Origin of the sequence: Bradyrhizobium sp. dw_78, from assembly GCF_018449525.1 — a bacterium.
GTDB lineage: Bacteria > Pseudomonadota > Alphaproteobacteria > Rhizobiales > Xanthobacteraceae > Bradyrhizobium.
Map to the genome: position 1 here is coordinate 501,602 of NZ_JAAVUS010000002.1, position 20,853 is coordinate 522,454.

At 61.7% G+C, this 20,853-nt stretch carries 20 protein-coding genes and 1 pseudogene; 3 read left to right on the forward strand and 18 right to left on the reverse strand.

The features are described from left to right. Positions 1-37: 37 nt before the first annotated feature. The 9 genes and pseudogenes from HB630_RS08125 to HB630_RS08165 all read right to left on the reverse strand — a co-directional run bounded on the left by HB630_RS08125 (position 38) and on the right by HB630_RS08165 (position 8,354). Positions 38-796 carry an ABC transporter ATP-binding protein gene (locus HB630_RS08125; RefSeq protein ID WP_213771579.1) on the reverse strand — a complete coding sequence of 253 codons (759 nt, stop codon included), beginning with the start codon at positions 794-796 and terminating at the stop codon, positions 38-40. Beyond that, the gene (locus HB630_RS08130) at positions 793-1,608 is read right to left on the reverse strand and encodes an ABC transporter permease subunit (RefSeq protein ID WP_213771581.1); all 816 of its coding nucleotides are present in this window, start codon (positions 1,606-1,608) and stop codon (positions 793-795) included. The genes HB630_RS08125 and HB630_RS08130 overlap by 4 nt, the downstream gene beginning before the upstream one ends. After that, positions 1,605-2,576 (reverse strand): ABC transporter substrate-binding protein, encoded by a 972-nt coding sequence (locus HB630_RS08135; RefSeq protein ID WP_213771583.1) that lies wholly within the window; start codon positions 2,574-2,576, stop codon positions 1,605-1,607. Before HB630_RS08135 ends, HB630_RS08130 begins: the two co-directional genes overlap by 4 nt. An 88-nt stretch (positions 2,577-2,664) precedes the next feature. Continuing rightward, on the reverse strand, positions 2,665-3,132 hold the full coding sequence (locus tag HB630_RS08140; RefSeq protein WP_213771585.1) for a carbon monoxide dehydrogenase subunit G: 468 nt from the start codon (positions 3,130-3,132) through the stop codon (positions 2,665-2,667). 9 nt (positions 3,133-3,141) lie between these two features. After that, the gene (locus tag HB630_RS08145; protein ID WP_213771587.1) at positions 3,142-4,119 is read right to left on the reverse strand and encodes an amidohydrolase family protein; all 978 of its coding nucleotides are present in this window, start codon (positions 4,117-4,119) and stop codon (positions 3,142-3,144) included. Beyond that, positions 4,116-6,524 carry a xanthine dehydrogenase family protein molybdopterin-binding subunit gene (locus tag HB630_RS08150; RefSeq protein WP_213771588.1) on the reverse strand — a complete coding sequence of 803 codons (2,409 nt, stop codon included), beginning with the start codon at positions 6,522-6,524 and terminating at the stop codon, positions 4,116-4,118. The genes HB630_RS08145 and HB630_RS08150 overlap by 4 nt, the downstream gene beginning before the upstream one ends. Before the next feature lie 140 nt (positions 6,525-6,664). Further along, positions 6,665-7,123 (reverse strand): annotated as a pseudogene (locus HB630_RS08155) ((2Fe-2S)-binding protein); the annotation flags it as partial. Continuing rightward, positions 7,120-8,001, reverse strand: coding sequence for an FAD binding domain-containing protein (locus HB630_RS08160; RefSeq protein ID WP_213771591.1), 882 nt, complete (start codon positions 7,999-8,001; stop codon positions 7,120-7,122). The pseudogene HB630_RS08155 and the gene HB630_RS08160, both read right to left, overlap by 4 nt. Positions 8,002-8,030: 29 nt before the next feature. Further along, positions 8,031-8,354, reverse strand: coding sequence for an NIPSNAP family protein (locus tag HB630_RS08165; protein ID WP_213771593.1), 324 nt, complete (start codon positions 8,352-8,354; stop codon positions 8,031-8,033). A gap of 252 nt (positions 8,355-8,606) precedes the next feature. On the opposite strand from HB630_RS08165, the gene HB630_RS08170 reads away from it, so the two are divergent. Further along, complete coding sequence (locus HB630_RS08170) at positions 8,607-9,995, forward strand: PLP-dependent aminotransferase family protein (protein ID WP_213771595.1); 1,389 nt, start codon at positions 8,607-8,609, stop codon at positions 9,993-9,995. A gap of 68 nt (positions 9,996-10,063) precedes the next feature. On the opposite strand, the gene HB630_RS08175 is transcribed toward HB630_RS08170, so the two are convergent. The 9 genes from HB630_RS08175 to HB630_RS08215 form a co-directional block, all read right to left on the reverse strand. After that, positions 10,064-11,755 (reverse strand): thiamine pyrophosphate-binding protein, encoded by a 1,692-nt coding sequence (locus HB630_RS08175; RefSeq protein ID WP_213771597.1) that lies wholly within the window; start codon positions 11,753-11,755, stop codon positions 10,064-10,066. 214 nt (positions 11,756-11,969) lie between these two features. Continuing rightward, a complete protein-coding gene (locus HB630_RS08180; RefSeq protein WP_213771599.1) occupies positions 11,970-12,710 on the reverse strand; it encodes a Crp/Fnr family transcriptional regulator in 741 nt (246 codons plus the stop codon). Between the two features lie 19 nt (positions 12,711-12,729). Beyond that, entirely contained in the window at positions 12,730-13,035 is a 306-nt protein-coding gene (locus HB630_RS08185; RefSeq protein ID WP_213771601.1) for a hypothetical protein, read from the reverse strand. A 202-nt stretch (positions 13,036-13,237) separates the two neighbouring features. Next, positions 13,238-13,987 carry a hypothetical protein gene (locus HB630_RS08190; RefSeq protein WP_213771603.1) on the reverse strand — a complete coding sequence of 250 codons (750 nt, stop codon included), beginning with the start codon at positions 13,985-13,987 and terminating at the stop codon, positions 13,238-13,240. Positions 13,988-14,027: 40 nt separating this feature from the next. Next, positions 14,028-14,768: an ABC transporter ATP-binding protein gene (locus HB630_RS08195; protein ID WP_213771605.1), complete on the reverse strand. Its 741-nt coding sequence runs from the start codon at positions 14,766-14,768 to the stop codon at positions 14,028-14,030. Further along, the gene (locus tag HB630_RS08200; protein WP_213771606.1) at positions 14,752-15,513 is read right to left on the reverse strand and encodes an ABC transporter ATP-binding protein; all 762 of its coding nucleotides are present in this window, start codon (positions 15,511-15,513) and stop codon (positions 14,752-14,754) included. The genes HB630_RS08195 and HB630_RS08200 overlap by 17 nt, the downstream gene beginning before the upstream one ends. After that, positions 15,506-16,441, reverse strand: coding sequence for a branched-chain amino acid ABC transporter permease (locus HB630_RS08205; RefSeq protein ID WP_213771608.1), 936 nt, complete (start codon positions 16,439-16,441; stop codon positions 15,506-15,508). The genes HB630_RS08200 and HB630_RS08205 overlap by 8 nt, the downstream gene beginning before the upstream one ends. Beyond that, on the reverse strand, positions 16,438-17,304 hold the full coding sequence (locus tag HB630_RS08210; protein WP_213771609.1) for a branched-chain amino acid ABC transporter permease: 867 nt from the start codon (positions 17,302-17,304) through the stop codon (positions 16,438-16,440). The genes HB630_RS08205 and HB630_RS08210 overlap by 4 nt, the downstream gene beginning before the upstream one ends. A 31-nt stretch (positions 17,305-17,335) precedes the next feature. Further along, positions 17,336-18,556, reverse strand: coding sequence for an amino acid ABC transporter substrate-binding protein (locus HB630_RS08215; RefSeq protein ID WP_213771610.1), 1,221 nt, complete (start codon positions 18,554-18,556; stop codon positions 17,336-17,338). Between the two features lie 159 nt (positions 18,557-18,715). Between HB630_RS08215 and HB630_RS08220 the strand changes: the two genes are divergently transcribed. Together HB630_RS08220 and HB630_RS08225 are read left to right on the forward strand one after the other, a co-directional pair. Next, entirely contained in the window at positions 18,716-19,618 is a 903-nt protein-coding gene (locus HB630_RS08220) for a LysR family transcriptional regulator (RefSeq protein WP_213771612.1), read from the forward strand. A gap of 146 nt (positions 19,619-19,764) precedes the next feature. Further along, complete coding sequence (locus HB630_RS08225; protein WP_213771614.1) at positions 19,765-20,781, forward strand: formamidase; 1,017 nt, start codon at positions 19,765-19,767, stop codon at positions 20,779-20,781. The last annotated feature ends 72 nt before the right edge of the window (positions 20,782-20,853 follow it).

Here is a 20,853-nt window from a genome sequence, read left to right on the forward strand (position 1 = left end):
TCCCCCATCGCCTAGACGTCCGGTGCGCCGTTCGCGCTTATGCCGCCAACACGCCCTGGATCTGGTTACGGATCGCCAGCTTTTCCGTTTCCGTCGTTTCCGATGTCAGGGGCAGATCGACGGCGATGTTCGCTGGCCGCTTCAGTACCACGATCCGGTCGCCGATCTCCAGCGCTTCGTTGATCGAATGGGTGATGAACACGGCGGTCTTGCCGTTCTGCTTGACCAGCCTGGCAAACTCGGCCCGCAGCGAGCGGCCCGTCATTTCGTCCAGCGCGGAAAACGGCTCGTCGCATAGCAGAATGTTTGCGTCGGTGGCGAAAGCGCGCGCAATCGACACGCGCTGCCGCATACCGCCGGACAGCGCGTGCGGATAATCGTTTTCATGGCCCCGCAAACCCAGCGTCGTCAGCCAGTGCATCGCAGCTGTCCGGCGTTTCTCCGCTGGAACATCCAGCATCTCGAGACCGAGTTCGACATTCTGGACCGCGGTACGCCAGGGCAGCAGGCGATCGCCCTGAAAAACGATCGCGATCTTGCCCCGAAAAGAATCGAAGTCGCGGAACGGGTTGCGGCCGTCGATGGTTACATCGCCGGAGCTCGGCTCCGTCAATCCTGCAATCATGTTGAAGATGGTCGATTTGCCGCAACCGGTCTTGCCGAGCAGCGCAAGCATCTGACCTCGCCCGACGTCGAGATCCAGCCGGTCGACGGCCGTATAGGACGAAGCCCCGCCCGCCTTGCCAAAGCTCTTGGAGACCTGTTTCAGACTAATGATCGGCTGTGATGTGGTCATAGGCTACGCTCCGATACGGCCCGGTAGCGGAAAGCAATGTTCTCGATCAGGGTGAGCACCCCCTGCGCGATCAGCACGAAAAAGACGAGCTGCAACGTCCAGGCCAGCGCGCCGGCCATGTCGAACACCTGCTGTTGCTGCAAAAGTTCATATCCGACGCCGCCGGTCGCGCCGACCAGTTCGGCCACGACGACGACGCGCGAGGCGTTTCCGAGATTGACCTTCCAGGCCGTGAGAATGTCCGGCAGGATCGCGGGAATGATCATCACGCGAAACAGCTTCACGCGGTTCGGACGGAAGCTCATCACCATTTCCATGAGATCGCGCGACATCGCCTGCAGCGCGCTCAGCACCTGAAAGGCGAAGGCCGGCAGCGTCGTCATCACCATGATGAAGAAGATTCGCGGCTCGACACCGTGAAACCAGATGATCGCAAACACCACCCAGGACAGCGCGGGAATGCCCTGAAACAGGGTCAGGATCGGCGAGAGGAATTCATTCGCCGCGCGCGAACGCGCCATCATGACCGCAAGCACGGCGCCGACGATAAAGGCTCCGGCCAAGCCGGCCAGGATACGGCCGACCGTCGCGAGCACGTCGCTGAACTCGCTCCAGCTCGCGAAAATCAGTATACAGCGCTTGAACACGTCGACCAGCGACGGAAACAGGAATGGCGGAAAGAACAGCGATGCGATCTGCCAGATCCCGGCCACGACGACGAATGGAAAAACATACGTCAGCGCGCGGCGACCGACGGCCCAACTCCAGCTCGCCGGCTGTGGCGAAGATAATTCAGCTTGCGGCATCGTCATTGCATCGGTCCATCATAGATTGTTGAAGCCGAAGGATCCGACGGTAGAAAGGCGATCGACTTGCCGGCGTCGTAAACCGACCTGATCTCCTTGCTGACTTCGGCGGCGGTGCGGATATTCATGCCGAGCCGGTCGTTGGCGCGAATGAGATCGGCGATCGCCTTGCGGTCGTCGTCGGAACCCTTGGGCGAGATCAATTTGGCCGCATCATCGGGATGCGCGGCGGTCCACTGGCCGGCTTCCTTGTAGGCCGCATAGAGTTTCGGAATCAGGTCTTTGTTTTTCTCCGCCCAATCGGTATGAGCGGCGACGCCGAGATACGGAATGTTGGTGCTGCCCGTCACCCTCTTCCAGCTTTCGGCGATCTTGAGATCGATGGTCTTGATGTCGGGCTTCTTGGTGAGCAGCGTGGTGTAGGCCGGTTCCCAAAGTTGAACGGCGGTGGCGCGGTCGGCAATGGCATAGCCGATGAGGCCCGGCGTGGCGGTGTTCACGACGGAGAACTTGCTGGTGTCCGCGCCCAATTGCCGGGCAAACCAGTCAAACATCACGTAATTGGTCGTGCCTTTTGCCGCCGCGAGATCCTTGCCTTCGAGGTCCTTGATCGACTTGATGTCCGAGTGCGTGGTGACCACCGTGCCCCAGAAATCGAACAGATTGAAAAGGTAGGTGACCTTGACGCCCCTGATATCGGCAAGCCCGACGGTCAGCAGCGCCGCGCTGCCGCCGAGCTGGAATTCCCCGGAATTGAACTGCGCCGTATAGGCGTCCGGCGTGCGCTCCTCGAACGAAATCGACAATCCGTTCTTTTCGTCGAGCTTCTGGGCCTTGATGACGGGCGGCAGAAAGGCGCCGAGGGACGGCGTTCCGAAAACAACAATGGAGAGCTTCTGCAATTCCTGGGCCGACGACGGCGATCCGATCACGGCCAGCAGCAACAGGCCAAGACTCATACTAACTCGGTTCATTGCACTCCCTCCCGACGCCTCAAGTGCCGCGCCCCGCATGCGGCCCCTGCCTTATCCCCCGCCGCGCTCAATAGCGCGATGCGTCATTTTATCCCGCAGCGCCGCCGATCGGCGCTTCGAACTCCTTGCGCAGGGCAACGAAGAAACGGCCGATCAGGTGCTTTGAAACACTCGCCAGAATGCGCTGCCCGACCCCGGCCACAAGACCGCCGATTTCGCCATTGCCCTTGTAGACCAGGCGAGAACCGTTGTCGCCATCGGGCTCGATTTCAAACCGGGCAGTGCCGTTGCCATGCCCCAGCGAGCCCGCGCCGGACACCTTGATGCTGCACGTCTTGGGCTCCTGCTTGTCGAACAGCGATATCTCGCCTTCGAACGAGCCGCCGACCGCGGCAACCTTGAGCTGCATGTCGACCTTGTAGGAATCAGGAGCGATCTCCGTCATGCTCTTGCAGCCGGGAACGCAGCGCGTCAGGACGTTGGGATCGTTAAGCGCGACCCACAGCGCATCGACCGAGGCGGGAATCGCTTCATTGCCACCGATATCTAGTTTCACGGCCTTACCTCACAATCCAAATAGTTTTTGCGCGAGTCCGCCATTGATGCTCGCCCGTTCGCTGTCCGTGAACGGCGTGTCCTGCACGATCTTGAGCGGCACCAGGTCGCCGATCGGGAACGGCATGTCCGACCCCATCATGATGCGGTCGGCGCCGACGACGTCCGCCAGGAACCGCAGCGCGCGGGTATCCTGCACGATGGTGTCGTAGTACATCGCAGCCAGCGCCGCGTCGGGATCGCCGAGCTTGTCCTTGTCGAGCGAATAGTTCCGGCGCAGGCGGCCGACCACATAGGGCAAGGCCGCGCCGCCGATGCCGGCCACGATCTTGGTGTTGCTGAAGCGCGTGACATGGCCGGCATAAATCAGCCGCGACATCGCGATCAGCGTATCCGTGATGCGCCCCACCGCATTGGCCATTCCGTAATCGTGAACGCGATCGTCGCCGCTCTCGAACACCGGATGGATGAAGATGACCGAACCGAGTTCGTTGGCGGCCTGCCAGAACGGCAGCAGGCTGGGATCATCGAGCACGCCGCCCTTGCCTTTCGGCTGGGTGCCGATCATCGCGCCCTTGAAACCCTGGCCATGGGCTTCCTTCAGCACTTCGGCGGCGCGCGCGCCATCCTGCAACGGGACCGTTGCAAGCGGAATAAAACGCGGCTGTTCCTTCGCCGTCTTTGCCAGATAGGTGTTGATCAGGCGAGACCAGCGAAGACCCTCCTCCGCCGGAATCTCATAACCGAACATGTCGAGCCAGCCGCCCACGACCTGACGCTCGACCTTGTTGGTGTCGAGCCACTGCAACCGGGCGGCAATGTCACTGAGCGGCTTCGACACCGGACGGGTCGGCTTGTTGCCGGCGAATGCGAAGCCGAGGCTGCCGCCCTCCTCGATCAATTTGACAGAGGGGAAATTCGCGCTGTCGGCACGAATGGCATCCAGCAGGGCGGGCGGAACGAGATGAGCGTGACAATCGATGATCATTTCTGGACCTTTGTTTTCGATTCTTGCGCGGCGGCTATGGCGTCGCTGATGGCTGCGATCCGGATCGGCAGCCTGGAGAACGAAACTCCGAACCCCGAAACCGCGTCATTGATAGCCCCGGATATCGCAGCCGGAGACCCTAGATAGCCGCTTTCGCCGGACCCTTTCTGGCCGAAGACGGTGAATGGCGAGGGCGTGCAATGATGCACGATCTCGACCTTCGGCACCTCGTGAGACGACGGCAGCAGATAATCCATGAAGCTCTGCGCCAGCATCTGGCCTTCGCTGTCGTAGACGAATTCTTCCAGCAGCGCGACGCCGATGCCGTGGGCGATTCCGCCGAGCGTCATGCCCTTGACGATGTGCGGGTTGATCACCGTGCCGCAGTCATGGCCAATCACGTAACGCTTGATTTCGGGCTTGCCGATCTGCGGATCGAACGCGATCAGCACCAGGTGGAACTCAAAGGAATGACACGGATACATCTGCACCCGGCCGTTTTCCGGCAGCTTGGCGCCGGTCGGCACCTGCATCACATGGGTGACCTCGAGGCCGGGCTCCATGCCTTCCGGCAGCAGATGGAAATTGCGGTGCGCGATGTTGACGTGTTCGATCCAGCTCAGCTTTTGCTTCGAAGCGGGATACGAGACCGCGCCGCCGTCGTAAACGACATCCTTATCGCTGCATCCGAACTGATGTGCGGCAAGATGCACAATCTTGGCCTTGAGCTTCTGCGCGGCATGGAACGCCGCTCCGCCCAGCATGATCGCCATGCGGCTGCCGACCGGCGTATTCGACGGCAGGCAGTTGAGCGAATCCGGACGCACGATCCGGATCATATCCGGATCGATCTCCAGCACCTCGCCGATGACAGTGGCCGCCAGCGTCTCATGTCCCTGCCCGGCTGAGGTCGTATGGATGGTCGCGGTGATGAAGCCGACGCCATCGACATTGATGCGGCAGGAATCCATCCAGGTCGTGGTGGTGTTCTTTTCGTTGAGCAGAGGCTCAAACGCCGAGTTGCCGCCGCTGGGCTCGAGACAAGCGGCAATGCCGATGCCGGCGCATTGTCCGGCCGCCCGCAAGGCGTCGCGCTCGCGCTTCAACCCTTCGTAGTCGGCATGGGCCAGAACCTTGGCGACCACGGTGTGATAATCGCCGCTGTCGTAACGCGTGCCGCTCGGGATCAGATAGGGAAATTCATCGCTGCGGATGAAATTGCGGCGGCGGATCTCGATCCGGTCCAGCCCGACCGCGGCAGCGACCTTGTCGATCGCGGTTTCGATCGCGTAATTGGTCGGCGATTGTCCGAAGCCGCGCACCGCCTCCTGCGCCGCCTTGTTCGAAGTGACCGCGATCGCGCGATACTGCACGCTCTCGATCTTGTAGGGCCCGACGATCGCGCCGATCGGCTTGCCGAGCTGGAACGGCGATCGTCCGGCATAGGCGCCGACATTGTCGAGCGCGCGCATCTTCATCGACTTGATGATGCCGTCGTCGTTGAAGGCGATCTCGACGTCGAAGGTGCGCTCCGGCCCATGGGCGTCGCCGGCCCGCATGTTGTCCAGCCGATCCTCGAGCAGGCGAACGGGACGTCCCAGGATCCGCGCCAGATGCGAGGCGATCACCGTCTGCTTGATGCCGCGCTTCACGCCATAGCTGCCGCCGACATCAACGTCCTGGTGAACCCGGACGTTGTTGGCCGGAATACGAAGCGCGCGCGCGATCTGATCGGGGTATTTCGGCATCTGGATCGAGGCCCAGACGTCAAGCATCTCACGCCACGGATCCCACTTGGCCGCGACGCCGAAGGTTTCGATCGGCACGGTCGAGTTACGGCTCCAGGCCACGCGGAACGAGAGATGGCGCGGGCTTTCGGCGAAGTGCTTTTCGACCTCGCCCCAGACGAAGGTCTTGTCGAGCAGCACGTTGCTGCCATGCGCCGGATGGACCGGCGTACTTGACGGATCGAACGCTTCTTCCCCGTCAATCACATAAGGCAGCGGCTCGTATTCGATGCGGACTTTTTCCGTGGCATCTTCGGCCTGCGCGCGAGTCTCGGCAACCACCGCAACCACCCACTCGCCGGCATAGCGCACCTGGCCGACGGCAAGCGGAAAACGCCGCACATTCGGCGTATCCAGCCCGTTCATCAGGGGTTCGGTCGCCTTGACGAGTTCCTCGCCGGTCAGCGCGTAATGCACGCCGGGCATTTTCATCGCTTCGGTCGCATCGATCGAAACAATCCGTGCCGCCGGATATTGCGACGGCACCAGCGCGACATGCAGCATGCCTTCGAGCGCGACGTCAGCGACGTAGTGGCCGTGGCCGGCGACAAAGCGGCGATCCTCGCGAACGCGGCGATTCGAGGAAACGAATTTGAGGGGCAGCGTCGGTGAACTCACTTACGGCCTCCACGCGGTGCGCTGGTCTGGGCGGTTTCGAGAACGCCCTTTTTCGGCGCGGCTCCGGATTCGGCGGAGGGAGCGACGGGCGCCTCATCGACAGGTGCAAGCTTGGCGCTGCGCGGTGCATTTGCCTTGCGCAGGCGGTCGGCAGCGAATTCCACCGCCTCGACGATTTGTCCATAGCCGGTGCAGCGGCAGATATTGCCGGAGATCGCTTCCACGATATCCTCTCGCGAGGGCGCATCGTTATTGTTGAGCAGCGCATGCGCCGTCAGGATCATGCCGGGCGTGCAATAGCCGCATTGCAGGCCGTGGGTCTCGCAGAAGGCGTCCTGAACCACGCTCAACTCTCCCGGCGCTGGCGCCAGGCCTTCGATGGTCGTGATCTCATAGCCGTCGGCCTGAACGGCAAACATCAGGCAGGAACGCGCCGGCTCGCCGTTAAGCAGCACCGTGCAGGCGCCGCAAACGCCGTGTTCACAGCCGGCATGACTGCCTACCAGCAGGAAATCCTCCCGCAGCGTGTCGAGCAGCGTCTTGCGCGGCTCGACATCGACCTCGCGCTTGTGCCCATTGACGTTGAGGCTGACCTTCATTGAACCACCCCACCATGCGAGCGCGCCTCGGCAAAGGCATCTTCGAGCGCGCGCGTTCCGAACACGGCCGCGACGCGCTGGCGATAAGAGGCGGTCACATGCATATCGGAACTTGTTTCAAGATCTTTTGTACCCGCCCGAACGACGTCCGAAATCTGCGCCCGATCGACATTCTTGCCGATCAGCGCCGAAACATCGATGCGCGTCGCACGATCGCCGACGCCGCCGAGACCCAGAACGGCATCGACGCAGCGGCCGTTTTCGTCGATCGCCACCTGCGCGGCAGCCGCGACAAAGGCGAAGTCAGACTGGCGCGCGCTGACTTCATGGAAGCCCGTTCCCACGCGCGGCTGCGACCAGACCGGAAAATGCACCGCGCAGACGCAGTCGCCCGGCATCACCGAGGTGAGCATCGGCCCGATGAAGAAATCATCGGCCGGCATCTTGGTGCGGTCGGACGAATTGGCGATTTCAATCTCGGCGCCCAGCGTGACCGCGACCAGCGGGATTTCGGCCGACGGATCCGCGTTGGCGATCGAGCCGCCGACGGTGCCGCGGTTGCGGGTCGGCGGATGACCGACCCACGGCAGCGCCTTCATCAACAGCGGCAGCTTGCGATGGAGCATTTCGTTGCGCTCGACCTCGACCTGGCGGGTAACCGCACCGATCACGACCGTATCGTTCTCGAAACGAACGCCCTTCAGTTCCTGAAGACGCAGGATATCGACGAGTCTGGTTGGGCGGGCGAGCCGCATCGCCAGCATCGGGATCAGCGTCTGGCCACCTGCGATGACACGCGCATCTTCATCGGCCCCCAATATCTCGCAAGCTTCTTCAAGCGAGCCGGGCCGGGCATATTCAAACGGCGCTGGTTTCATGTTCGTCCTTCGGGCGCGCGATCGGCGGCTTACGCCAGCAGCAGGCCGGCCACTGTCGGCGACAGCACCGACACCGTCTGGTTCTTGAGAAGCGGACCGTTGGTTTCGGAGGCGGCCTTGATGGCGCGCCATTCCGGATCGGCGCCGAAAGCGGCCCAGCCTTTGGTGCGGTCTTCTTCGGATTTGAAGCGCGTCACGTAAGTCAGCCGCGAAGCGTCGGCCTCCGATTCAAACACGCCGAGCAATTCAATGCCATGCCCTGGAAGCCGCTTGACGACTTCATTCTTGAACCGCGCCTTCATCGCCTCGGCCTTGCCGTCGGCGGCTTCGTACACTCTGATTTCGTAGATCACTTGCGCACTCCCTTATGCCGGAACGATAAAAGCCAAGGGGAGCCAAATGTCAAACTTCCAATAGTTCAATTTGTCATATTTGTTATAATGCACCGCAACAATTCGCCCATTCAACGCTAAATTCCACCAGGATTGCCACGGATTCCCTCCAGAATTCGCATTTCAGCATATCAGCGTGTCTTTGATAGCATCACGTATTGCAACAATTCCACGATTGTACTATTCAGATAAAATAAAAATTAGAGAGCCATTGTGTCTCAAACTTCTTCTTCCGACGATTGGCTGCCGGTTCTGTCCGAAACAGACGGGCCTCGATATCTCGCCTTCGTCCAGGCGCTCGAAAACGACATTCAAACCGGCGTCCTGAAACCGGGCACCCGCCTGCTGCCCCAACGCGACATGGCGAGCCAGCTCGGCCTCAGTGTCGGGACGGTCTCGCGGGCCTATGCGGAGGCCGAAACCCGCGGCCTGATTTCGGGTGAGGTCGGCCGCGGCACCTTCGTGCAACGCCGCCGGCCGCCCGCGAACACCAAAGGCCCGGTGCAAACCACCATCAATCTGGCGCTCAACGTTCCTCCCTCGACCGGCGAGGCCGAACTGATCGCCTCGGTGCTGTCGGAGATCCTGGCGGACGGCGCGCTCAGTCCCCTGCTCGGTTATCTTCCGCACCAGGGACTGCCCTTGCATCGCGAGATCATGAGGGGCTGGCTTGCGAGCTTCGGCATGAAAGCCGATGTCGCCAACCTCTTCATCACCCATGGCGGGCAACACGCGCTTTCGGTTGCGTTCAATATGGTGGCGAAGCCGAACGAGATGGTGCTGACGGAACGTTTCACCTATTCCGGAATGGCCGCGCTCTCGTCGCAAAACGGATACCGGCTGCACGGCGTCGACGGCGACGCCGAGGGTTTGCTGCCCGACGCGCTCGACCGCGCCTTTACGGAAACCGGCGCGCGCGTGCTGTTCGCCACCCCCAGCCTGCAAACGCCGACGGGGACCGTGATGATGCCGGAACGGCGCCGCCAAATCGCCGACATCATTCGAAAGCACAACGCCTATTTCCTGGAGGACGACGCCTACGCGTTTTTGTTCGCGTCGCCGCCGACCCCGATCTCGGCGCTGGTTCCCGAACGGAGCTTTTACGTCACGAGCTTCGCGAAATGCCTCGCGCCGGGCCTGCGGATTGCCGCCATGATCGTGCCGGAGCAATTCCGCGACCGCTCCATCAATGCCGTGCGCGCAACGGGCTGGATGGCTTCGCCGATCATGGCGGAAGTGGTCACGCGGCTGATCCATAGCGGCGACCTGTTGCGGCAGGTGCATGCGAAGCGCACTGCGGCAGCCCGCCGCAACGCCATCGCCGATCGCGTGCTCGGCACCTGGCTCGCACCGATGTCAGACACGCCGGGATTTCATCGCTGGCTGCCGATTCCCGCCGGACGCACGCTGATCGCGCTGGTGGCACAAGCCGCGCAAGCCGGCATCACCATTGCGCCACCGGGCGCGCTGCAGCAGGTCGACCGCGGAACGCTCGGCATCCGGCTCTGCCTCGGTCATCCCGCGACCGACGAGATTCTGGAAAAAGCGCTGCTTGAACTCCGGCAGATCCTGGAGACCGCGGAAGCGATCTCTTTCGTGTGATGAATCGCGTTGCCTTGCGCAACGATTCCGGCTCGGCGATCAAAGCCGCCGGTATCACTCCCCCGTCATCATCCCGTCACCGCGACGATCGCTTCCTTGATCTTGGCCAACGCATAATTGCCGGCCTGTTCAAGCTCGATATGCGGCATGTTGGGCATCTCATCGGGAACGACCACGCAATCCACGATCGCCGGGCCATCGCAGGCAAATGCTTCGCGCAATGCGGCCGTCAAGCCGCCCGGCTGTTTGACCGAAAAACCGTGCGCGCCGCAAGCGCGGGCAAGGGCGGCGAAGTCCGGATTGGGAAATTCAATCGCGCTGCGGAACGGCAGGATACCGACGCTCTCGGCCTCCAGCGTAATCAATCCCAGCGCCGAGTTGTTGAAGATGACGACCTTGATCGGCAGCTTATGATGAACCGCCGTCATGAACTCACCCATCAGCATGTTGAAGCCACCGTCGCCGGTCAGCACGATCACCTGCTTGGTACGGTCGAGCGACTGGACGCCATTGGCCTGGCCGACCGCGGTACCGACCGCGGCGTTGTTGAAGGAGCCGATGATCCGTTGGGTGCCGTTCTGCCGGATCCAGTTGCCCGACCACAGCGTATTGAGGCCGGTATCGAACACGAAGGTCGCATCGGATGCCGCGAGGTCGCTGACGGAGCGCGCGACCGCCTGGGGATGCAGCCTGTCGCGGCTGCGTGCCGGATCGGCCTGCTTATCGAGCATCTCGTCCCATTGACGGCGTTCGTGGGTCACGTGGGTGAAGAATTTCGCATCGGCCTTGGCCTTGGTCTTTTCGAGCAGCCGTTCGATCGTCGGGCGCGCCGATCCCGTGATGCCGAGAGCCGTCGGCGTGCGGCGTCCCAGCGCCAGCGGCCGTTCGTCGATCTGGATCACATTGCCGTTCGCCGGTAGAAAATTCGAATAGGGATAGTCGGTGCCGATCATGACCAGCAGGTCGCAACGCTGCACGGCGTGGTACACCGGCTTGGTGCCGATCATGCCGAGCCCGCCCATCCAGCGCGGGTCCTTGTAGTCCATGATCTCCTTGCCCCGCACGGTATGGACGAGCGGCGCTTTCAGCCGGTCCGACAACGCCCCGAGTTGGTCGGCGAGGCCCCGGCAGCCCGCGCCGCACATGATGACGATGCTGGAGGCCGCATCGATACGGCTGGCCGCATCGTCGATATCGGCCTCGTTCGGAACGATCTCGGCGCGCGGCCGCAGCGTCGCGACGCTGGACATCGCGCCCTCCGCCTTTGACGACAATACGTCCTGCGGCAGCGTGAGATGGGCAACACCCGGTCCGGCATAGGCGGCTGCGATCGCCTGATGGATCACGCCCGGCGCCTGCGCGGCCGAGACGATCGTCTGGGTGTAGAGCGACACGTCGCGGAACAGGAGATCGGGTTCGGTCGTCTGGAAGAAATCGATGCCCTTCATCTTGCGCGGCATCTCGCCCGAAAGCGCCAGCACCGGTGCGTGGTCGCGGCTTGCCTCGTACAGCCCGGCCACCAGATGGGTGCTGCCGGGACCTGTCGTGCCGGCACACACGCCCAGCCGGCCCGTGAGCTTGGCCTGGCCCGAAGCCGCCAGCGCCGCGCCTTCCTCGTGCCTGACGCCGATCCATTCGATCTTGCTTTTGCGGACCGCGTCCCCGAGCGGGTTAAGGGAATCGCCGATCAGGCCAAAGACCTGTCTGACGCCAATCCGTTCAAGCACATCGACGAGCACTTCCGCGACCGTTTGCGACATTTGACACCTCGGGTTTTTTCCGCCGTCCGATCATCATAAGATATCCGAACCAAAATGCGCGGCATTTTCCGTTGGCATCCAACCCCTGCGAATTACGACTGCGTGATTACCAGACTGGCATCAATTTGATTCAACCGCCCGGCTCGCGCACAAAAAGCAAGCTGATGTTCCTGATTTTCGGAACGCACGCGGCGTCAGGCCCGCCGGCCACCTCTTAGCCATCCTGGCTATCGGCGATCTTTTCGAACGCCTTCCTGTCGAGGATCTTGACGTGACGGCGATCCCGGCAAGAGATGACCTTCTGGGAAATCAGCGTCCGAAACGCCCGGCTGACGGCCGACAAGGTCAGCCCCAGATAGGCGGCAATGTCGGAACGATCCATCGGGAGGTATATTTCCGAAGCCGATTCGCCCTGCGTGGTTTGCAGATGTTCGTGCAGATCGAGGAACATGGCGAGCTTCGGGACCGATCTCTTCTGGGTGAGAAGGAATGCATGGCGCTGGGCCCGGCGCAGCTCCTCGCAGAGCTTGATGATGACATCGACGTCCAGATCCGTGCTGTTCGCCAGCAGGCGTCGCATCGCCGTCACAGGTATCTTGTAAGCTACGACCGGCGTAACGGCCCTGCATGCGTTTGTGTAACGCCCTTCCTCAGACAGGCCGAAAATATCACCTGGATGCAGCAGCGAGGCGATGTGCTCGCCATCGTCCGGGAGATTGCGATACGCGGCAACGACGCCGCTTATGATATTGAAAGCGGCGTCCGCGGCATCGCCTTCACTGTAAATCCGGTCGCCCTTCTTGAATCGCACAATCGATGAAATTTTTGCAAGCTGCGCCCGCTCATTTTCACTGAGTAATTGATGCCGCCTGCCCTTGGCGGGGTTGCCAGGCAACCACGGATCAACCGCGTGGATCGCCGGTCCGCCCGGGCGCTTCAGGTCAACCGGCGTCACGCCCCGTTCCTTTCCATTTTCAGCAATATTCAGCAATATCAATATAAGCCAAATGTCGAACCAAAGTTTGATCGCAATCAAACTCTGGCTTGATGCTGGCACTGGCCAAAAACCGGTCTAAAATACGATAGTCGCGCTCCCGGAGGGAAAGGTCGTGACTGATGATGCCAGGTTCACAAGTCCACGCGAGATAGCCGAACTGAACATCGAGCACCTGAGCAAGCTCTTGCAGGCCCCGCTCGATGAAGAAAAACGCAAGGTAGTCGAGAAACTGCTCGCGCAGGAGCGGGAAAATCTGGCGAAACTCCTTAAAAAGTAACGCCACAGACGACGGACACGGTGTCCATCTTCAAAAGGCCATAGCCCGCTGTATCGGCAAACCGGAAATCACGCTGCCGGCGCTCTTGCCATTCAAGCCTGAAAGATCATGATCCGATCAGATCGAATCACGGTCCTGTCTCTTGTCTGAGCATGATCTCCGCGCAAGCGCGTTCTGCGTTTGTCGCGAGGGAAGACCGGATCGTGCTTTAGACAACGCGCTCGATATGGACCTTGCGGCAGTCCATCTCGTATTCCAGATCGACCACGGGCGGACGGTTGAAATGCCATGTCAGGCCGGAGCGCAGCACGCCGCGGCGGCCCAATTCGCTTTCCAGAAACGGGAAAATATCGCGGATGGTGTAGAGCTGTACCGCCGTGGTCTGGCTCCAGTCGCCACTGAACGCACTCATGCGCCGCTCCATCTCGCCCAGCACCCATTTTGCCTTTTCCAGCATTCCCGCCGGGCTGATGTCACCGAGGCGAATCGCGTGGTCGCGATAATTGGCCTTGCCTTCGACGGACTCTCCGCTGCCGGCGACGACGAACGACGCCGGCGTATCGGGCGCGACGGTCGCGAAGGAAAAGGCATGAAAGCCCGGCTCGGCCGGCGGATCGAGCTTCGGGCAGACGTTGCTGCGCGCGACCGGATTGACGCCGTCTTTCATCACGCCCCATTCGATCAGCGTTTTGATATAGATCTCGTTGAAGGCCTTGAAGCCTTCCTCGGTGAATGGCGCGGGCGAGCGCAATTCGCAGGCGCCAAAGGCCGTCAGCGGCCGGCCGGCGGCCTTGATGATCTCCGCGATCTTCTCGAAGCCCTGCTTCAAGGGAATCACTTTTGAAAAGCGCACGCGCTCGATGGTGAAACCGGGAAGCGCGCCGATGCCGCATGAATACTGGCTGACACCCGGCATGAACCGGTAGCCGCCGTTTGCCGCCTCAATGGTTTCGATCATGGTAACTCCTTGTGAAAAGCACGAGAGATATTTGGCGCGATCAATCCTCGAGCACGCCGAGATAGGCCTCGCGGATGATCGGATCGGCCAGCAATTCGGCGCCCGGCCCCGTTCGCACGATGCGGCCCATGTCCATGACATAGGCGGAGTGGCAGATGTCGAGCGCGGTGGTGACGTCCTGCTCGACCAGCAGGATCGACATGCCCTTTGCATTCAGCGCCCGCAGCGCAGCGACCAGTTGCTCGACCAGGAGCGGCGACAGGCCGAGCGACAATTCATCGATCATCAGAAGCCGCGGCGCACTCATCAGGCCACGCCCGATCGCGCACATCTGCTGCTCACCGCCGGACAAGGTCGCCGCCGCCTGGTTGCGGCGCTCGCGTAACTTCGGGAACGTGCCATAGACGGAATCGAGATCGCGGCCGAGTTCGGCACGGCTCACCTTGCGCGAATAGGCGCCCATCAGGAGATTGTCCTCGATGCTCATGGCGCCGAACAGCCGTCGTCCTTCCGGAACGTGGACGACGCCGCGGGCGAGAAGCTCGGCGGCGGTGTCGCCCGCGACGTCCCTGCCATCGGCGAAATAATGGCCGCTCTGTACCGGGATCAGCCCGGAAAGAACCCGCATCAATGTGGTCTTGCCGGCGCCGTTCGAGCCGATCAGCGCGGTGATCTCGCCCTGCCGCACCTTCATGTCGACGCCCCACAGCACCTGCACCTCGCCATAACCGGCGCAGAGTTGCTGCAATTCGATGATGAGGGAATCAGACACCGGCCGCATTCCGTTGTGCGTATTGCTGCCCGAGATAGGCGTCGACCACGGCGGGATTCTTGATGACGTCGCGCGGCGCGCCATCCGCGATCAATTGGCCATTGTGAAGCACCGCGATGCGGGTACAGACATTGAGCACGACCTTCATCAAATGCTCGATCATGACGATGGTGATGCCGCCGGCCGCCAGCTCGTGAATGAGTTTGGTCGCGCGCGCCACCTCGGCGCTGTTGAGGCCGGCATTCACCTCATCGAGGAACAACAGTTTCGGCTTCATCGCCAGCGCCTTTGCCAATTCGAGCCGCTTGCGCATCGCAAGCGTCAGCGTCGCGGCCGGCTGGGTCGCCTGCGCCTCCAGCCCGACAAAGGCGAGATGGGCGCGGGCCGCCTCGCGCGCGGAAGTCAGGCTCTCGCCCGGCTGCGAGAACAGGGCCGCCGCGGCGACATTGTCGAGCGCGGAGAATTCGGCAAAGGGCTGCACGATCTGGAAGGTGCGCGACAGGCCGAGCCGCGCCGCCTGATAGGTCTTGATCCGGGTGATGTTCTTGCCCAGGAAGGTGACGGTGCCCCCGCTTGCCGGCGTCACCCCGCAGATGGTGTTGACGAGCGTGGTCTTGCCGGCGCCGTTCGGGCCGATCAATCCCAGCACTTCACCCCTGGCGATGCCGAGCGTGACCCCGCGCAGCGCCTGCAACCCGCCGAAACGCCGGGATACGTTATCGAGATGCAGGATCTCAGACGCGCCCTCAGACATGTTTCGCCTTTCGCCTGAACATGCCGGGGCGCAACGATATCAGGCCGTGCGGCAGAAACAGGAGCAGCAGAACGATGAGCACACCGAGCACGCCGCTATGGATCTGGATGTAATTGCGCCAGACCACTTCCTCGAGGCCGAAATAAAGGAACGCGCCGGCCACCACCCCGATGGGCGATCCGAGCCCGCCCATCAGCGCCATCACGATCGGCTTGACGGAATAAAGCACATCGAACACGTCGGAGGGATCGATGTAATGCACCCAGGCGGCATAGATGCCGCCGGCGGCGCTGACGAAACAGGCCGACAATCCGAAGGCGATGCTCTTGTAGAGCGTCGCGTTGAGACCAACCATGCCGGAAGCGGTTTCGTTCTGCCGGATACAGGACAGCCCGAAGCCGAGCTTCGACATCGAAACCGCGATCACCGTCACCGCTGTCGCCAGCAATATTCCCCACATCGCGTAGAAGAAGAACATGGCGTCCGCCATGATGCCGGACCCGGACGCGAGCGGGATATTCAGGCCCATGCCGCCGCCGGTGAGATCGGTGGCATTGTTGACGAGTTCGCTCAAGACCTCGACCAGCGACAGGCTCGCGATCGCGAAGTAATGGCCGCGCAGCCGCAGCAGCACGGCGCCGAGCAGGCCTGCCAACAGAAACGACGTCACGAAGCTGAGCAGGATGGTCAGGGATAGCGGCAGGCCCATGTTGAGCAGCACGCCGGTCGCATAGGCGCCGAAGCCGAAAAATGCCGCCGTTGCAAATGACGGATACCCGGCCAGGCCGCCGACCACGTTCCACGACAAAGCGAGGATCGCATACATGCAGGCGATGGTGCCGAGCCGCAGCGCGTAAGCGCCGCCGAACAGCGGCAAGGCAGCAAGGCAGACCAGCAACACCAGCAGCGCCGCATTGGACCGGGTCATTCAAAACCCTTTCGGCCAAGCAGCCCCTGGGGCCTGACGATCAGGAAGACGATCAGCAGCACAAAGGACAGCGTGGTCGCGTGCTCCGGCCCCAGAAAAGTCGTACCCACCCCTTCAACCAACGCCAGCAACACGCCGCCGGCGAGCGCTCCGGATACGCTGCCGAGACCGCCGAGCACGCAGACCACGAAGGCCTTGCCGAGAAAGGTCGACGACGTCAGCGGCGAGATCGGGTAGACCAGCGCCATCAACACGCCCGCGCACCCGGCCAGCGCCGCGCCAAGACCGAACGCGACGGCGTAGATCGATTTGACGTCGACGCCCATCAGCACTGCGGCATCGCGGTCAAGCCTCACCGCGACGATGGCGCGGCCAACCCGCAAGCGCCGCAACACCAGATAAAGCAGGCCCGTCAGGGCCAGCGCGGCCACGGTCGCAATCAGGCGATCAATCGGCACCACCGCGTGAAACAGCGAGACCGACCCCATCGGCGGACTTAACGTGAGCTTCCGGTAGTCCGCCTTGAAGAAATAGATCATCGCATTGTTCAGAATCAGGTCGAGCCCGAAGGTCATCGTCAACGTCACCAGCACCGGCGCATTGATGACGCGGTTGAGCAACAGAAACTGCAACAGGTAACCGAGGACGAAAAACAGCGGCGCGGCGACGATGATCGCATACCAGGGCGAGATCCCCAGCGTCTGGTAGAGGCCGAACGCGAGATAGGAGCCGAGGACGATGAACGAGCCGTGGATCAGGTTGATGACGTTGAGGACGCCCCAGACCAGCGAGAAGCCGATCGCGATACACGCGTAAAGGCAGCCCAACACCAGGGCGTTGATGAGCACCTGGGTTAGCCACATATCCGATCCTCGCCGGCCGCGATAATCGCCGTCAATTGACGCCGAGCTGGAGGTCGCCCTGCTTGATCGCTTCCGGGAACAGCACGACGGGCTTGGCGTTCTGGATCTGGAACACCGGCGGCTCCAGCGAATTGATCTGGCCGTTGGCTCCGAACTTGACCGGGCCCCAGAACGTCACGACGTCCAGGCTCGCGAGCGCGTCGCGCACCTTATCGCGGTCGAGCGAATCGGCCTTCTCGATCGCAAGCTGAAACAGCGCGCCGCAAACCGCGGCCGACGCCTGCCCGTAATCCGGATCGTAATTGTATTTGGCGTGGAACAGTTTCACGAAATTGCTGGTCGAGCCGAAAACGTCCTTGCCCTGATATTCCTCGGCCGGATGCCACCACGACGCGCTGGTGAGGTTCTCCGCGCTTTTTCCGGCCGAATCGATGAAGTCGCGATAGGCCGGACCGGCGATCATCGTGACCACCGGCGCCTTGATCTCCTGATCAACCATCTGCTTGCGCGCCAGCAGCAGGTCGTTGACGTAGCCGGTGATGAAGATCCATTGCGGCGACAGCGATTTGATCTGCGACAGCGCCGCCGAATGATCCAGCGTGCCGATCGCGTATTTCTCGAAATAGACCACCTCAAGGCCGTTCGCCTTCGCCGACTTTTCCATCTCCTGCGCAATCGCCAGCGGGAACAGGTCGTTGCGCGCCAGAATCGCCACCTTCTTCACATCCGGCGCCTTGGCCTTGACGATTTGGGTCAGCGGCGTGGTCAGCGTGTCGTTCGGCGTGAAGGTGCCGAAGAAATACTTGTAGCCCTGGTCGTAGACCTGAACCGACGAAGCGGCCGCGGCGATCGTCGGCACCTTGTATTTTTCGGAAACCGTGCTCGCCGCCTTGGCTGCGCCGGAACCGAACGCGCCGAACAGGAAGTTGACGTTGTCCTGCGTGATCATCTGTTCGGTGGTCTGCACCGCGCGCGGCGTGTTGGACTGGTAGTCGGAATAAACGATCTCGACCTTGTATTTCTTGCCGCCCACGGAAATGCCGCCGGCCTTGTTGGCCTGCTCGGCCCAGAGGTCATAACCTTCCTTCTGCTTGATGCCTTCCGGCGCCAACGGCCCCGTCAGCGGCAGCGGGGCGCCGAATCGAATGACGTCTTCAGCCCTGGCCGGGGATGCCGTCGCGCTCCAAGACGCGGCCGCCAGCACCGCGGTGCCCAGCAAAACCGAGCAACGGACCCATTTCGAACCGAACATCCCAAGCTCCTTATTCAGACCGCCAAATCACAGCAACAGCACAGCATGGCAAATAGAACATTCGAATAAAAGCATTGAAATTAGAGATTTCAGGTCGAATAATTCGAACATTAGCCAATACCTGCCGATATTTTGGGCAAATTTGCCCCAAGGAACCCCATGATTGAATCGACCGCAATCCGGTATTTCCGGGCGGTGACCGAAAGCGGCTCGATCAAACAGGCTGCCGCCTCGCTCCGCATTGCCCCCAGTGCGATCAGCCGCCAGGTACAGGCCATCGAAGAGGAATTGTCGGTCAAGCTTTTCGAGCGCGGGGCGCGCGGCATGACCCTGACCGATGCCGGCCACCTGCTCTATCGCTATGCGATCGAGAACCGCAACCAGCTCGACGGCATCCGGGTCAAGGTGCAGGAGTTCGACACCCTGCGGCGCGGTCAGGTCAAGATCGCGACCGTGGAGGGAATGCTCGCGAACTTCCTGTCGAATTTCGTCATCGATCTCGCAAACGACTATCCGGGCATTTCGATTTCCATCACGGTGTTGGGTTCGCGCGCCGTCGCCGAAACGGTGGGCCACAACGGCGTCGATCTTGGCCTGGTGTTCGGCCGGTCGCCGCGGCGCGACCTGATCGAACTGGCGCGGATGCGGCAGTCGCTATGCCTGATCGTATCGCCCCGTCATCCTCTGGCCGGCAGGGATCATTGTTCGGTCAAGGATCTCGCCGGCCTACGCGTGGTCGTGCCGGACATATCCTTCGGCATCAGACAGGAAATCGACCGGGCCTGCGCCGGCAGCCGGATCGGACTCGAAATCTGCAACGAAACCAACTCACTCGCTTTCGCGCAGACGCTTGCCGCGCGAACCGACCTCGCCACCTTCCTGCCCCGCGACACCGCGATGCCCTCGCTGCAAGCGGGACTGCTGGTGGCCGTGCCGTTGCGCGACGAACGCCTAGAAGCGACGCAGGTGACGCTGGTTCAACTGGCCGCGCGGAACATGTCGCCGTCGGGCCGGCTGGTGGCCGACCTGCTGGTCGGCAGAATGAAAGCCATCAAGGATTGACGAGGCGAACGTGGCCGAAAATCCTGGAGGCTTTGTGCTGGCTAATCATTAGCCGTTCGCCTGAAAAATAATCTGTTGCCGTTGACAGAAATCGGCTTTGTTTCGCAGCGGTCGCGACCAATGCACGGCGTTTCAAGGAGGTGGACATGAATGGGCTTGGCGGTCTCAACAAATCTCCGGAAGGCGTGGTCATCGGGCTAGTCCAATTGCAATTGCCTGTCGTGGCGACCAAGGCAGATCTCGCGCGCCAGACCGAACGCATCGTGTCTATGGTCGGCAAGGCGCGCCGTAACCTCGGCACCATGGACCTCGTTGTCTTCCCCGAATATTCGCTGCACGGCCTGTCGATGGATACCAATCCCGACATCATGTGCCGGCTCGATGGCCCGGAAGTCGCAGCCTTCAAGCAGGCCTGCATCGATCACAAGATCTGGGGCTGCTTTTCCATCATGGAATTCAACCCCCACGGCAATCCCTATAATTCCGGGCTGATCATCGACGACCACGGCGACATCAAGCTTTACTATCGAAAATTCCACCCGTGGATTCCGGTCGAACCGTGGGAGCCCGGTGATATCGGCATTCCCGTGGTCGAAGGACCGAAAGGCGCCAAGATCGCGCTGATCATCTGCCATGACGGCATGTTCCCGGAAATGGCGCGCGAATGCGCCTATAAGGGCGCGGAGATCATGATCCGCACCGCCGGCTACACCGCGCCGATCCGTGAAAGCTGGCGCTTCACCAATCAGGCCAATGCGTTCCAGAATCTCATGGTCACGGCCAATGTCTGCATGTGCGGCTCCGACGGGTCGTTCGATTCGATGGGCGAAGGCATGATCGTGAATTTCGACGGCAGCGTCATCGCTCACGGCACCACCGGACGGGCGGACGAGATCATAACCGCGGAAGTGCGTCCCGATCTCGTGCGCGAGGCGCGGATCCACTGGGGCGTCGAAAACAACATCTACCAGCTTTGGCACCGCGGCTATGTCGCGGTCAAAGGCGGGGCGATGGATTGCCCCTACACGTTCATGCAGGACATGGTCGCCGGCACGTTCCGGCTGCCCTGGGAAGATCAGGTCAAGATCACCGACGGCACGTCGTGCGGATTTCCCGCACCGACCCGCATGTTCGGGGCCGAGCCGGCAAAGGCTGCGGAATAGCCGCAGCCCATCGCAAGCGACGATATCGCGCGCGAGAGCGTTTTCGAGCGACAACCTGCCCCGGACTTGATC